Raw genomic sequence first — 12,665 nt, forward strand, 5'->3', positions numbered from 1 at the left:
ACCGGAGGGATGGGCGGCGGCGTTTATCCATCACGTCGTCCTGGACCAGCGAGCGCCGATCCAGGACCCACTACCACCGGACGCAGCTTGGCCAAGACTGGCGGTGACCAGCCTGCCTCAAACCTCTCTTTGGGGTAACGGATCCTGGCATTCGCCAGGACGACAGCGGAGGATGCAACGCCCGCTACGCGTGTCCGGCCTCGTTCGAGAGCATGCCGGGATCGATGCCGATCTTGCGCAAGGCGCGGCCGTATTTTTCGTCGACGTCGTCGCCGAAGATCAGGTCGGCATCGGCATCGCAATGCAGCCAGCCATTGCTCTGGATCTCGGTCTCGAGCTGGCCCGGCGCCCAGCCGGCATAACCGAGCGCGAGGATGGCGTGCTTGGGGCCGGAACCATTGGCGATCGCGCGCAGGATATCGACCGTCGCGGTGAGGCAGACGCCGTCGTCGATCCGCAGCGTCGCGTTCTCGATGTAGAAATCGCTGGAATGCAGCACGAAGCCACGCCCGGTGTCGACCGGACCGCCGCGCAGCACCTTCATGCTTTCGGCATTCTCCGGCAGCTTGATGTGCTCGCCCTTCTTGATGATGCCGAGCTGCTGCAACAACTCGGGGAAGTCGATGCTGCCGGCGGGATGGTTGACGATGATGCCCATCGCGCCTTCGGCCGAATGGGCGCAAAGATAGATCACCGAGCGCTCGAAGCGAGCGTCGCCCATCACGGGCATCGCGATCAGGAGCCGGCCGTCGAGGTACCCGGCCGAACTGGGGAGCGCGGGGCTCGCTCTCCGGGTGCTTTCGCCCGTCCTCTTGCCTGTGGGAGCCATCAGTGAAGCACTCCGGTTTCAATTCCTATCCTGATGTCGGGCCGGGCCGCTGTCAAATCAAGGCTTGCAGAGACCGGATTCGAGTGCATCCATCACAAGCAATTCAATGGTTTGCCCCGGGTCGCCCCTGTAAAGACGTGCCATGCTCAGACAAGTTCCCCTGCGTGCGACGTTCGGCGTCGTGACAACCCTGCTTGCGTCGTCGCTGGCCATCGCAGCCCGCGCCGACGACGCCTCGCCCTGGCAGCGCGACGGACATTCCGCGGTGCGGCTATTGGCGGGATCGCGCAGCGGCGCTGTCCTGCTCGGCGGTATCTCCTTCCAGCTCCAGCCGGGCTGGAAGACCTATTGGCGCACGCCCGGCGACTCCGGCGTTCCTCCCCGGTTCGATTTCTCGAAGTCGGAGAATGTCGAGGCGGTGACGATCATGTGGCCGGCGCCGCTGAAATTCGATGACGGCGCGGGCGGTCATTCGATCGGCTATCACGGCCAGATCGTGCTGCCCTTGCGCATCGTCGCCAAGGCCGCCGACAAGCCGGTGACCTTGCGCGCCGAGATCAATTACGCGGTGTGCGAGAAACTCTGCATTCCTGTCGAAGCCAGCGCCGAGCTTGGCTTCAACAGCGTGGCCTCGACCGAGGACGCCAATCTGCGTGCCGCGCTCGACACCGTGCCGAAGCCCGCCACGATCGGCGACCCCAACCCGCTGACCATTCGCGACGTCAGGCGCGACGGGCTCAAGAACGTGGTGGTCGACGTCGTCGCGCCGGCGGATGCGCGCAAGGTCAATTTGTTCGTCGAAGGGCCGACGCCGGAATGGTCGCTGCCGATTCCCGCACCGGTCGAGCCCAGCCCGCCCGGCGTGAAACGCTTTTCCTTCGAGCTCGACGGGCTGCCGCCCGGCGCCAAGCCCGACGGCGCGGCGCTGAAGTTCACGCTGGTCGGGCCGGAGAAGGCGTACGAGTTCAATACGAATCTGGAATAGGCCGTCGCGGGCGGAGCAGTGACGCCGATCAGGACACAGGGCAGGCCTTCGAAGCCCGCTTTTCCTGCAACCTCCTCGTGCAAAATGCGCTGCAGCGCTGCCCACCGACCTTGGCGCAGTAGGCCAGGCACTTCTCGTACGAACATCCCCACGCGTCCGCCCGCGCCGGATCCGCGGAACAGAGATCGACGCTGGCCATGACAGCGAGAACAGTCAGACCCGTCAGGAATCGCCGCATAATTCGCTCCTCTTGAAAGCCGGTGATCTACGCAAACATCTCGCCACGCGTTGAAGGTCGCCAGGAGTCGAAGGTCAGCAAGAGTGGGGATGATCCTCAACCAGCCCGACACCGGGTCAAAATCCCTGCGCACACGGTCGGCCGCGCAAATTCCAATTGAAAGCAATATGCGGGTATCCTAGCAGCGCAGCTCCGTTCCGCAAGGAGGGAGGCCTGCTTCCGCATACCGGCTGCCGCCGGCGCAACTGCGCGACCATCCAACCGAATCTTAACGAATGGTTGCTAACACCGAAGGCTGCCAAAGCAAGCCTTCCACAGGCATGCGGATTGCCCGGGGACTCTTCGACGTGGCCGTGATGGATGCTGAACCCGCAACGACCGGACCGGCCGGGCTGATCGCGCGGCTACGGGCCAAGCTGACCGGCGGGTCGAGCGAAGCGTCGCTGACGCGGCGGCTGGCCGGCACCATCTTCATCATTCGCGTGATCAGCGCGGGCCTTGCCTATTTCTCGCAGGTGCTGCTGGCGCGCTGGATGGGCACGTCCGACTACGGCATCTATGTCTACGTCTGGACCTGGGTCCTGCTGCTCGGCAGCATGATGGATTTCGGCATCTCGGCCTCCGCGCAAAAGATCATTCCGGAGTATCGCACCAGCGGCGAGCACGCGCTGCTGCGCGGCTTCCTCTCCGGCAGCCGCTGGCTGACCTTTGCCGTCTCCACGCTGGTGTCGCTCGGGCTTGCCGGCATCGTCAAGCTGCTGTCGCCCTGGATCGATCCGGCCGAGGTGCTGCCGCTCTATATCGGCTGCATGACGCTGCCGGCCTTCGTCGTCGCCAACACCCAGGACGGCATCGCGCGCTCGCATGACTGGATGCAGCTCGGCCTGATGCCGCAATTCATCATCCGCCAGGCGCTGATCATCGGCATCACGGCCTGCGCCTTCCTGCTCGGCTATCATCTCGGCGCGGTCGCCGCGATGGTCGCGAGCCTGGGGGCCGTATGGATCGCGATGACGGGGCAGATGGTGGTGCTGAACCGCAAGCTCGCCGATCACATCGAGCCAGGCTCCAAGGCCTATGACGTCAGCGGCTGGCTTGCCGTCTCGCTGCCGATCCTGCTGGTCGAGAGCTTTTACCTGCTCTTGTCCTACACCGACGTGCTGGTGCTTCAGCAGTTCCGTCCTTCCGACGAAGTCGGCGTCTATTTCGCGGTGGTGAAGACGCTGGCGCTGGTGTCGTTCATCCACTACGCAATGTCGGCGACGACGGCGCACCGCTTCGCCGAATACAACGCCAGCGGCGACAAGGCGCGCCTGTCGGCCTATGTCGCGCATGCCATCAGCTGGACGTTCTGGCCGTCGCTGGCGGCCACCATCGTGCTGCTCGCGCTCGGCAAGCCGCTGCTCTGGCTGTTCGGGCCGCAATTCACCGTCGGCTACGACATCATGTTCGTCGCCGCGATCGGACTCGTGGTGCGCTCTGCGATCGGTCCCGTGGAGCGGCTGCTCAACATGCTCGGCCAGCAGAAGATCTGCGCCCTGGCCTATGCGCTCGCCTTCGTGATGAACGTCGTGCTCTGCATCGCGCTGGTGCCGCGCTACGGCGGCCATGGCGCCGCGGCCGCGACCTCGATCTCGCTCAGCTTCGAAACGGTGCTGCTGTTCTGGATCGTGCGGCAACGCCTCGGCCTGCACGTACTGGCGTTCGGACAGCGCACGGCTTAGGCGGCCGCGCCCTCAGCCGCTTTGAAACGCGACGACCGCGGCATCCGCCACCAGCAGCGCATCGAGCATCTTGCGGCCAGACATATCCGCCTGCATCAGCGGGTCGGACTTGAACATCGCCTTGAGATAGCTCGAGACGGCGCGGATGCGCGGCACGAACTGGAGATCGCCGTGGACGTTGATCCAGACGTCACGCGTCGTCGACATCTTTTCGTGCAACACCGGAACGAGATCGCTGCGGCCGGCCACCGCGAAGCTCGGCAGCAGCACGAGGCCGATGCCGCCCGCGGCGGCGTTCATCTGCGCGATCATGCTGTTGGAGTGAAAGCTGACCGGCGGATTGCGGATGATGTCGTCGAGCCAGCGCACCGAGTCGAGCTGGATCAGATCGTCGATGTAGGTGACGAAGCTGTGGCGCGCGAGGTCCGCCGGCCGCTCGGGCATGCCCTCGCGTGCGAGATAATCCTGTGAACCGTAGAGTCCGAGCTGAAAACTGCCGAGCCGCTCCGACACCATGCCCTGCCCCGGCGGACGGAAGAAGCTCAGGAAGAGATCGGCCTCGCGGCGGTTGACCGACACCGCCTGCGGCGAGGTCAGGAGCTCGACGGTGAGGTCGGGATAACGCTGCCGCAATGGCGCGAAGCGGAACGCGAGATAGAGCGAGGCGATACCCTCCATCGTGGCGAGCCGGACCCGGCCCGCCATCCGGCTGCCGCCGCGCTGCACGTCCTGATGCATCGCGATAACGGCGCTCTCGATCCGCTCGGCGTGGCAGAGCAGGCGCTCACCGGCCTCGTTGACGCGCAGGCCCTGCGGCGAACGCTCGAACAGCGTCGCGCCAAGCGTGCATTCGAGATGCGCGATCCGGCGGCTGATGGTGGACTGGTCGACCCGCAGCCGCTTGGCCGCGCTGCCCAGGCTGCCGCCGCGGGCCGCGTGAAGGAATATTTTCAGGTCGTCCCAGTCGAGTGAGTTGAACTCTTGCATGCCCCCTCCAAACAGCAAGCGTTGTGCCAGCAACGTACGGTGGGACGGATTGTCGCCCCCTGCAAGCCGTCTTGCAGGATTGTCTGTATCGAGGTGTTGGGGACCCCACTAGCCTGTCCTGAACCAAGGACAAAGCCATGCTTCCCCGCTTCAAGGCCGCCGCGGTGCACGCCGCACCGGTGTTTCTCGACCGCTCGGCGACCACAAAAAAGGCAATCTCGCTCATCCGTGAGGCAGCCGCCGCCGGCGCCGAAATCGTGGCATTTTCCGAGACCTTCATTCCCGCATTCCCGGTATGGGCTGCGCTCTGGGCTCCCATCGACAATCACGATCTGTTCGTGCGCATGGCCGACCAGTCGGTGCTGGTCGACGGCCCCGAGATCAAGGCGATCCGGGAAGAAGCGCGCGCGCTCGGCATCGTGGTGTCGATCGGCATCAGCGAGAAGTCGCCGGCCAGCGTCGGTGCGATCTGGAATACCAACCTCCTGATCGGCGAGGACGGCGAGATCCTCAACCACCATCGCAAGCTGGTGCCGACCTTCTACGAGAAGCTGATCTGGGCCAGCGGTGACGGCGCCGGCCTGCGCGTGGTCGACACCAGGATCGGCAAGATCGGGCAACTGATCTGCGGCGAGAACACCAATCCGTTGGCACGCTATTCGCTGATGGCGCAGGGTGAGCAACTGCACATTTCGAGCTGGCCGCCGGTCTGGCCGACCCGCCGGCCGGCCGGCGGCGGCAATTACCACATCGCCGCCGCGACCCGGATCCGGGCCAGCGCGCATTGCTTCGAAGCCAAGGTGTTCGGTCTCGTCACCGCCGGTGTCCTCGACAAGGCAGCGCGCGACATGCTGGTGGCGCGCGATGCCGCCGCCGCCGCCGTGCTCGACGCAACGCCGCGCGCGGAAACCTTCTTCCTCGATCCGACCGGGGAGCAGGTCGGCGAGGCGCTCCGCGACGACGAAGGCATCCTCTACGCCGACATCGACCTCAACCGCTGCGTCGAGCCAAAGCAGTTCCACGACGTGGTCGGCTACTACAACCGCTTCGACATTTTCGACCTCAGTGTCGACCGCCGCCGGCTCAATCCGGTGTCCTTTGTCGGAGCCCCCGCGACGCCGCCGGACTCGACGAGCGATCATATCGATGCCGGCGCGTGAGCCGGGATCTGTTTCAACCGCAATCCACCGGCCGAGCCGGCGGTGATGAACCATGGAAGGTGAGTCATGAAGTTTGACCGTCGTCAGATCCTTCTCGGAAGCGCCGGCGCCGCAGCCGGCCTCGTGCTTCCGGGCACCGCGGCCTGGGCGCAGGCGCCGGCCAGCATCGGCACCTTCCCGGACGGCGTCACCGCGGACTCGGTGTTCGTCGGATTGACCATTCCGCTCACCGGCGTGTTCTCGGGCGACGGCGGCGACCTCAAGCTCGGCTACGAGCTCGCGATCGCGGAGATCAATGCCGGCAGCGACGCCGCGAAGAAATGGGGATTGCAGGGCAAGGGCGTGCTCGGCCGCCAGATCCGCCACAAGGTGTCCGACACCGAAGGAAAGCCCAATCTCGACGTGCAGAGCGCCACGCAGTTCATCCAGCGCGACAAGGCGATCATGGTGTCCGGCTCGGTGTCGAGCGCCAGCGCGATCGCGCTGGAAGAGCTCGGCTCGCGCGAGAAGGTTCTCTACATGGTCGGCATCGCCGGCTCCAACGACATCACCGGCAAGAACTGCCAGCGCTACGGCTTCCGCTCGCAGCAGAACGCCTACATGGCGGCCAAGGCGCTCGCGCCCGTCGTCGCCAAGGCGCTCGGCAAGAACATGAAGACCGCTTTCCTCGTGCCCGACTACACCTACGGCCACACGGTGTATGACAGCTTCGCCAAATTCTCCAAGGAGCAGGGCTGGCAGCAGGTTGCGAAGGAAGTCGTCCCGCTCGGCACCACCGACTATTCCTCGGCGCTGCTCAACATCGCCAACAGCGGCGCCGACGTGTTCGTCAACATCGCCTTCGGCGCCGACGCGGTCGCCTCCACCAAGCAGGCCGAGCAGTTCGGCGTGCTGAAGAAGATGAAGCTGGTGGTGCCCAATTTATCCTCGTTCCAGGACAAGGAGCTCGGCGCCGAGATCATGCAGGGCGTTTATGGCAGCTGCGACTTCTGGTGGACGCTGTCGGACCGTTATCCGCTGGCGAAGGGTTTCGTCGACGCCTTCGTCGCCCAGAACAAATATCATCCGCGCTGGGGCGCCCATATCGGCTACATGCAGACCTATCTCTGGGCGCTGACGGTGGAACGCGTGAAGAGCTTCAATCCGGTCGAGATCATCAAGGCGATGGAGGCCTCGAAGGAAGCTCCTTACGAGACCACGATCGGCAAGGTGTATTTCCGCGCCGAAGATCACCAGATGGTGCGTCCGATCCCGATCCTGCGCGGCAAGGCGCCGGCCGAGATGAAGGGGCCGGAAGACTATTACGAGATCGTCGACGTCGCCGAAGGCGAGAGCGTGATGAATCCGCCGGACCAGTTCGGCTGCAAGCTCGGCCCCTATATCTGAGCCGCGACGATGCCGAGCTGGCCCGCCCTCGCCTCACAGGCCTTCAATGGCCTGGCCCTCGGTTCGCTGCTGGCACTCGTCAGCAGCGGCCTGACCATCATCCTCGGCACGCTCGGCGTGCTGAACTTCGCGCATGGCGCCTTGTTCGCCGTCGGCGCCTATGCCGCCTTCGTCATGCTGCAATATACCCAGTCGTTCCTGCTTGCGATCGCGGTCGGCTGCGGCTTCATGCTGGTGCTCGGCTTCCTGCTCGAGCGCCTGGTCATCCGCTTCTTCTACGGCCGGCCGCACGAAGATCAGATCCTGGTCACCTATGGCATCGGGATCGTGCTCGTCGAGTGCGTGCGGGCAACCTTCGGCGGCAATGCGCAACGCGTGCCGACGCCGTCATGGGGGCAAGGCGCCACGCAGCTCGGCTTCCTGATCTATCCGACCTACCGTCTCCAGCTCATCGCCATCATCGCAACGCTGCTGGTCGGGCTTTATCTCGTGCTCTACCGCACCTCGATGGGCCTGGTGGTCCGGGCCGGAATCGAGAACCCCGGCATGGTCGGCATTCTCGGCATCAACCTGCGGCGCACCTTCCTGCTGGTGTTCGCGATCGGCGTCGTCGCGGTCGGCCTCGCCGGCATGCTGTACGCGCCGGTCGTGGCGGTGACGCCGGACATGGGCGCGAACTTCATGGCGCAATCCTTCGTCGTCATCGTGCTCGGTGGCCTCGGATCGTTTCCGGGCGCCGTGGTCGGGGGGCTGATCGCGGGCGAGATCGTCAGCCTCACCAGCGCGTTCAACTCCTCCTATTCGGAAGTGATGCTCTACGCGCTGATGGCGCTGCTCCTGGTGCTGCGTCCGCAGGGCCTGTTCGGCTCGGAAGGACGGGTATGAGCAGCGCGCGATCGGGCGGGCTGCGGAGCCACATTCCGGAGCTCGCAATCCTCGTCACGCTCGTTGCGGCGCCCCTCGTGCTGCCGCATCTCGGCTTTTCGATCGACCTGCTGACGCGGGTCTTGAACTGGGGCCTGATCGGGCTCGGCTTCGACATCCTGTTTGGCCTCGCCGGCCTCCTGTCATTCGGCCAGGCCGCGTTCTACGGCGTCGGCGGCTTCGTCACGGCGTATCTGCTGGTTTCCGGCGCGCTGAGCAGCGTGTGGCTGGCGCTCGCCGCCGGCACGATATCGGCCGGCGCGTTCGGGCTCGTCGTCGGCTGGCTCGCGGTGCGCCGCATCGGCATCTACTTCACGATGATCACGCTCGCCTTCGGCCAGATGGCCTATTTCATCGAGAACTCGCCGCTGTCGCACTATACCGGCGGCGAGAACGGCATTCCCGGCGTGCCGGTGCCCGTGCTCGGGTTCGGCGAGCACACCTTCCGCATCAGTGCGGGCTGGCCGATGTACGTGCTGTTCGCGGTGATCTTCTTCGGTGCCTACGTGCTGGCGCGCCGCATCGTCCGCTCGCCGGTCGGCGCGATCCTGCTCGCGATCAAGGAGAACACCGCACGCGTCGCGATGCTCGGCCACAACGTGCCGGCCTACAAGCTCGCCGCCTTCGTCATCGCCGCGCTCTATGCCGGGCTTGCCGGCGGCCTGCTCGGCTCGTTCCAGAGCTACATGCCGCCCGATGCGTTCTCGTTGGAAACCTCCGGCCAGCTCGTGGTCCAGACCATCGTCGGCGGTGCCAACACCCTGGTCGGGCCGCTGGTCGGCGCCGCGGTCTGGCTGTGGCTGCGCGACAATCTCCAGCTCATCCCCGGCCTCACCACGCTGTGGAAGCTGGTGCTCGGCATCGCCTTCATCGTCCTGGTCATCGGCCTGCGCCGCGGTATCTGCGGCGAGATCATCCATTGGTGGACCGAGCGCCGGACTCTCGCCGCGCGGCAGGCCGCTGAAGCCGCGACCGAGGCGATCGAAGCGAGCGGGGATGCGGCGAAAGCGGCATCGAGCCGCACGCACGATGCTACGCTGCCGCTGCCACCGCCCGTCACCGGCGACAGCGCCATTGCGCTGGAAGCACGCGCGCTGGCGCGGCACTATGGCGGGCTGAAAGCCGTTGACGGCGTCTCGTTCAAGGTACGCCGCGGCTCCATTCACGCGGTAATCGGACCGAACGGCGCCGGCAAGAGCACGCTGTTCAAGATGCTGCTCGACGAGGTCAGCCCGACCTCGGGCCATGTGCTGTTGTTCGGATCGCAGGTGACCGGCCACGGCGTCAGCCGCGCCGCGCAGTTCGGCATCGCCAAATCCAACCAGCTGAACCAGCTGTTTCCGAACCTCTCGGTGCGCAAGAATTTACGCATCGCCGCACTCGCCCGTCGCCGCGGGCCGCTGCGCATCGACTTGCTGCGCACCGCCGACAGCCTGCCGGACGTGGAAGCGCAGATCGACGCGATCATGACCCTGCTCGACCTGACTGCCCGCGCCGATACGCCAACGCATATCCTGGCCTATGGCGAGAAGCGGCGGCTCGAGATCGGCATGGCGCTGGCCACCAGCCCGAAGGTGCTGCTGCTCGACGAGCCGCTCGCCGGCATGAGCCCGTCGGAGCGAACCGCGACCTGCGCGCTGATCCGCGACATCGCGCGGACCTGCACCATCGTCATCGTCGAGCACGACCTCGACGCGATCTTCGGCCTCGCCGAGCGCATCACCGTGCTTTACGAGGGCCGGCTGCTGGCCGACGGCACCGCGGACGAGATCCGCGGCAACCAGCAGGTTCAGGACGCTTATCTCGGAGGGCTTCACGCGCATGAGCCTGCTTGAAGTCGACCGCATCAATACGCTGTACGGCGATTCCCACGTCCTGTTCGACCTCTCGATCCGGGTCGAGGAGGGCGAGGTCGTAGCGCTGCTGGGCCGCAACGGCGCCGGCAAGACCACGACGCTGCGCTCGATCATGGGCGTGCTGGCCCCCAGAAACGGCGAGATCAGGCTCGACGGCAAGCCGATCGGTGGCCTCGCCCCGTCCGCCATCGCCAACATGGGCGTGCAGCTTGTGCCCGAGGAGCGCGCGATCTTCGGCGGGTTGACGGTGGAAGAGAACCTGCGCATCGCCGCGCTGACGGCGCCGAACGCCTGGTCGTTCGAGCGCATCTACGACGTGTTTCCGCGCCTGAAGCAGCGGCGCAAGTCCCTGGGACGCACCCTGTCGGGCGGCGAGCAGCAGATGCTGTCGATCGCGCGCGCACTGATCCGCGACGCCCGCATCATCCTGCTCGACGAGCCGTTCGAGGGCCTGGCGCCGCTGATCGTGCGCGACCTCGTCAACGTCGCCGCCGGCCTTGCGCGCGAAGGCCGCACCATGATCGTGGTGGAGCAGAACGTCGCCGCCGCGCTCAGCTTCGCCACCCGCGTCTACGGATTGAACAACGGCCACGTGGTGTTCGAGGGCACCTCCGCCGAGCTGACCGCCAACCCTGACCTGGCGCGGGATTTCCTCGGCGTCGGCGCGTGACCGCCGCGAACGGCTGTTTCGCAAAATGGCATTGATTTGGGCGAAATGACTGCCCGGCGCCGTGCGGTAGCAAGATTTTTCTTATTTGATCCAGCAGGTTGCGCCAGAGGGAAATTTTATTCTACGTCATATTGCCCAACCGACGAGATAAACCTAAGATTCCCCTCGCATGATTGATCCACTCTACGTCGCCTCCGGATTCGGCGTCGGCCTGCTTGTCGGCATGACCGGCGTGGGAGGCGGATCGTTGATGACGCCGCTCCTGATCCTGTTGTTCGGCGTCCATCCATCGACGGCCGTCGGGACCGACCTGCTCTATGCCGCCGCCACCAAGACCGGCGGCAGCGTGGTGCATGGCTGGTCGCGCAGCGTGCACTGGCCGGCGGTGCTGCGGCTCGCCTGCGGCAGCCTTCCGGCAAGCGCCCTGACGCTGCTCGTGCTGTGGAAGCTCGATCTCAAAAGCGATTCCGAGCGCAGTCTCGTCAATCTCGTGCTGTGCTTCGCCCTCTTCCTGACCGCCACGTCCCTGATCTTCCGCAAGGCGATCATGGAGCGCTATCGCCGGCGCCTCGAGCAGGTCGACGACCGCACCACGGCGATTGCGACAGTCATCACCGGCCTCGTGCTCGGCGTGCTCGTCTCGATTTCGTCGGTCGGCGCCGGCGCGGTCGGCGTGACCGTGCTGCTGCTGCTCTACCCGCGCCTGCCGATGGCGACCATCGTCGGCTCGGACATCGCCCATGCGGTGCCGCTGACCCTGGTCGCGGGCATCGGACATTGGGCGCTTGGCGACGTCGACTGGGGCCTGATGGGCGTGCTGCTGCTGGGCTCGCTGCCCGGCATCGTCGTCGGCAGCTTCAGCGCGACGCGCGTCCCCGAGACGGTGCTGCGGCTGACGCTTGCCAGCGTGCTGTTCGTGGTCGCCGGCAAGATCATGTTCGCGGAGCTGAACCTGTCGTCCGCGTTCGTGACGGCGCTGGCCTGGACGCATTGAGCGAAGACCGCGCGCAGGTCTCGTAGGGTGGGCAAAGCAACTTGTCCGCCGTAGCTCGAAGAGCGAAGGCGGAAGCGTGCCCACCACTTTTTCAATTGAGGGTGATGGTGGGCACGACCGAACTACTCCGCGGTCCAGCCGCCGTCGATCGACAGGTTGGTGCCGGTGATCTGCGCGGCATCGTCGCCGCACAGGAACAGCGCGAGGGCTGCGACCTGCTCGGAGGTGACGAACTCCTTGGTCGGCTGCGCGTCGAGCAGCACGTCGTTGATGACCTGCTCGCGCGTCAGGTTGCGCGCCTTCATCGTATCGGGGATCTGCTTCTCCACCAGCGGCGTCCAGACATAGCCCGGGCTGATGCAGTTGCAGGTGATCTTGTGGGTCGCCACTTCCAGCGCCACGGTCTTGGTCAGGCCGGCGATGCCGTGCTTGGCCGAGACGTAGGCCGACTTGAACGGCGAGGCGACCAGCGAGTGCGCCGACGCCGTGTTGATGATGCGGCCCCAGCCCTTCTTCTTCATGCCGGGCACCGCGGCGCGGATGGCGTGGAAGGCCGAGGACAGGTTGATCGCGATGATCTGGTCCCATTTTTCCAGAGGGAATTCCTCGATCGGGGAGACGAACTGGATGCCGGCATTGTTGACGAGGATGTCGACCGAGCCGAAGGTTTTTTCGCCGAGGGCGATCATGCCGGCGATCTCGGCCGGCTTGGTCATGTCGGCGGGCGAATAGACCGCCTTCACGCCAAAATCGGACTCGATCTTGGAACGCTCCTTCTCGATGTCCTCCGGCGAGCCGAAGCCGTTGATGACGACGTTGGCACCGGCAGCAGCGAAGGCGCGCGCGTAAGCGAGCCCGATGCCGCTCGTCGAACCGGTCACGACGGCGTTCTTGCCTGACAGACTACCCATA

The 12,665-nt window shown here is 65.6% G+C and carries 11 protein-coding genes; 8 read left to right on the top strand and 3 right to left on the bottom strand.

Annotated elements, in window-relative coordinates:
• Positions 1-184 precede the first annotated feature (184 nt).
• Positions 185-829 carry a YqgE/AlgH family protein gene (locus AC1RUR_RS14415; RefSeq protein ID WP_492844979.1) on the bottom strand — a complete coding sequence of 215 codons (645 nt, stop codon included), beginning with the start codon at positions 827-829 and terminating at the stop codon, positions 185-187.
• A 142-nt stretch (positions 830-971) separates the two neighbouring features.
• On the opposite strand from AC1RUR_RS14415, the gene AC1RUR_RS14420 reads away from it, so the two are divergent.
• A complete protein-coding gene (locus tag AC1RUR_RS14420) occupies positions 972-1,814 on the top strand; it encodes a protein-disulfide reductase DsbD domain-containing protein (RefSeq protein ID WP_492844981.1) in 843 nt (280 codons plus the stop codon).
• 585 nt (positions 1,815-2,399) lie between these two features.
• Positions 2,400-3,776, top strand: coding sequence for a flippase (locus tag AC1RUR_RS14425; RefSeq protein WP_492844983.1), 1,377 nt, complete (start codon positions 2,400-2,402; stop codon positions 3,774-3,776).
• A gap of 12 nt (positions 3,777-3,788) precedes the next feature.
• Here AC1RUR_RS14425 and AC1RUR_RS14430 read toward each other — a convergent pair whose 3' ends face one another.
• Positions 3,789-4,763 (bottom strand): LysR family transcriptional regulator, encoded by a 975-nt coding sequence (locus tag AC1RUR_RS14430; RefSeq protein WP_492844985.1) that lies wholly within the window; start codon positions 4,761-4,763, stop codon positions 3,789-3,791.
• 137 nt (positions 4,764-4,900) lie between these two features.
• On the opposite strand from AC1RUR_RS14430, the gene AC1RUR_RS14435 reads away from it, so the two are divergent.
• The 6 genes from AC1RUR_RS14435 (at position 4,901) to AC1RUR_RS14460 (ending at position 11,753) form a co-directional block, all read left to right on the top strand.
• Positions 4,901-5,923, top strand: coding sequence for a carbon-nitrogen hydrolase family protein (locus tag AC1RUR_RS14435; RefSeq protein ID WP_492844987.1), 1,023 nt, complete (start codon positions 4,901-4,903; stop codon positions 5,921-5,923).
• A gap of 66 nt (positions 5,924-5,989) precedes the next feature.
• Positions 5,990-7,309: an ABC transporter substrate-binding protein gene (locus tag AC1RUR_RS14440; RefSeq protein ID WP_492844989.1), complete on the top strand. Its 1,320-nt coding sequence runs from the start codon at positions 5,990-5,992 to the stop codon at positions 7,307-7,309.
• Between the two features lie 9 nt (positions 7,310-7,318).
• The gene (locus AC1RUR_RS14445) at positions 7,319-8,194 is read left to right on the top strand and encodes a branched-chain amino acid ABC transporter permease (protein ID WP_492844991.1); all 876 of its coding nucleotides are present in this window, start codon (positions 7,319-7,321) and stop codon (positions 8,192-8,194) included.
• Entirely contained in the window at positions 8,191-10,068 is a 1,878-nt protein-coding gene (locus AC1RUR_RS14450) for a branched-chain amino acid ABC transporter ATP-binding protein/permease (protein ID WP_492844993.1), read from the top strand. The genes AC1RUR_RS14445 and AC1RUR_RS14450 overlap by 4 nt, the downstream gene beginning before the upstream one ends.
• Entirely contained in the window at positions 10,055-10,759 is a 705-nt protein-coding gene (locus AC1RUR_RS14455) for an ABC transporter ATP-binding protein (protein ID WP_492844995.1), read from the top strand. The genes AC1RUR_RS14450 and AC1RUR_RS14455 overlap by 14 nt, the downstream gene beginning before the upstream one ends.
• A gap of 169 nt (positions 10,760-10,928) precedes the next feature.
• Positions 10,929-11,753 carry a sulfite exporter TauE/SafE family protein gene (locus AC1RUR_RS14460; RefSeq protein WP_492844997.1) on the top strand — a complete coding sequence of 275 codons (825 nt, stop codon included), beginning with the start codon at positions 10,929-10,931 and terminating at the stop codon, positions 11,751-11,753.
• Between the two features lie 122 nt (positions 11,754-11,875).
• On the opposite strand, the gene AC1RUR_RS14465 is transcribed toward AC1RUR_RS14460, so the two are convergent.
• Positions 11,876-12,664, bottom strand: a complete 789-nt coding sequence (locus AC1RUR_RS14465; protein WP_492844999.1) for a 3-hydroxybutyrate dehydrogenase — start codon at positions 12,662-12,664, stop codon at positions 11,876-11,878.
• Position 12,665 lies beyond the last annotated feature (1 nt).

It is taken from the genome of Bradyrhizobium sp. GW821-FHT12B03 (assembly GCF_058807535.1).

What these genes read in the sequence shown, in the direction of transcription:
- AC1RUR_RS14435 (WP_492844987.1), top strand. Translation starts at nt 4,901, where the DNA reads ATGCTTCCCCGCTTCAAGGCCGCCGCGGTGCACGCCGCACCGGTGTTT.
- AC1RUR_RS14430 (WP_492844985.1), bottom strand. Translation starts at nt 4,763, where the DNA reads ATGCAAGAGTTCAACTCACTCGACTGGGACGACCTGAAAATATTCCTT.
- AC1RUR_RS14440 (WP_492844989.1), top strand. Translation starts at nt 5,990, where the DNA reads ATGAAGTTTGACCGTCGTCAGATCCTTCTCGGAAGCGCCGGCGCCGCA.
- AC1RUR_RS14445 (WP_492844991.1), top strand. Translation starts at nt 7,319, where the DNA reads ATGCCGAGCTGGCCCGCCCTCGCCTCACAGGCCTTCAATGGCCTGGCC.
- AC1RUR_RS14460 (WP_492844997.1), top strand. Translation starts at nt 10,929, where the DNA reads ATGATTGATCCACTCTACGTCGCCTCCGGATTCGGCGTCGGCCTGCTT.
- AC1RUR_RS14450 (WP_492844993.1), top strand. Translation starts at nt 8,191, where the DNA reads ATGAGCAGCGCGCGATCGGGCGGGCTGCGGAGCCACATTCCGGAGCTC.
- AC1RUR_RS14465 (WP_492844999.1), bottom strand. Translation starts at nt 12,664, where the DNA reads ATGGGTAGTCTGTCAGGCAAGAACGCCGTCGTGACCGGTTCGACGAGC.
- AC1RUR_RS14455 (WP_492844995.1), top strand. Translation starts at nt 10,055, where the DNA reads ATGAGCCTGCTTGAAGTCGACCGCATCAATACGCTGTACGGCGATTCC.
- AC1RUR_RS14415 (WP_492844979.1), bottom strand. Translation starts at nt 829, where the DNA reads ATGGCTCCCACAGGCAAGAGGACGGGCGAAAGCACCCGGAGAGCGAGC.
- AC1RUR_RS14420 (WP_492844981.1), top strand. Translation starts at nt 972, where the DNA reads ATGCTCAGACAAGTTCCCCTGCGTGCGACGTTCGGCGTCGTGACAACC.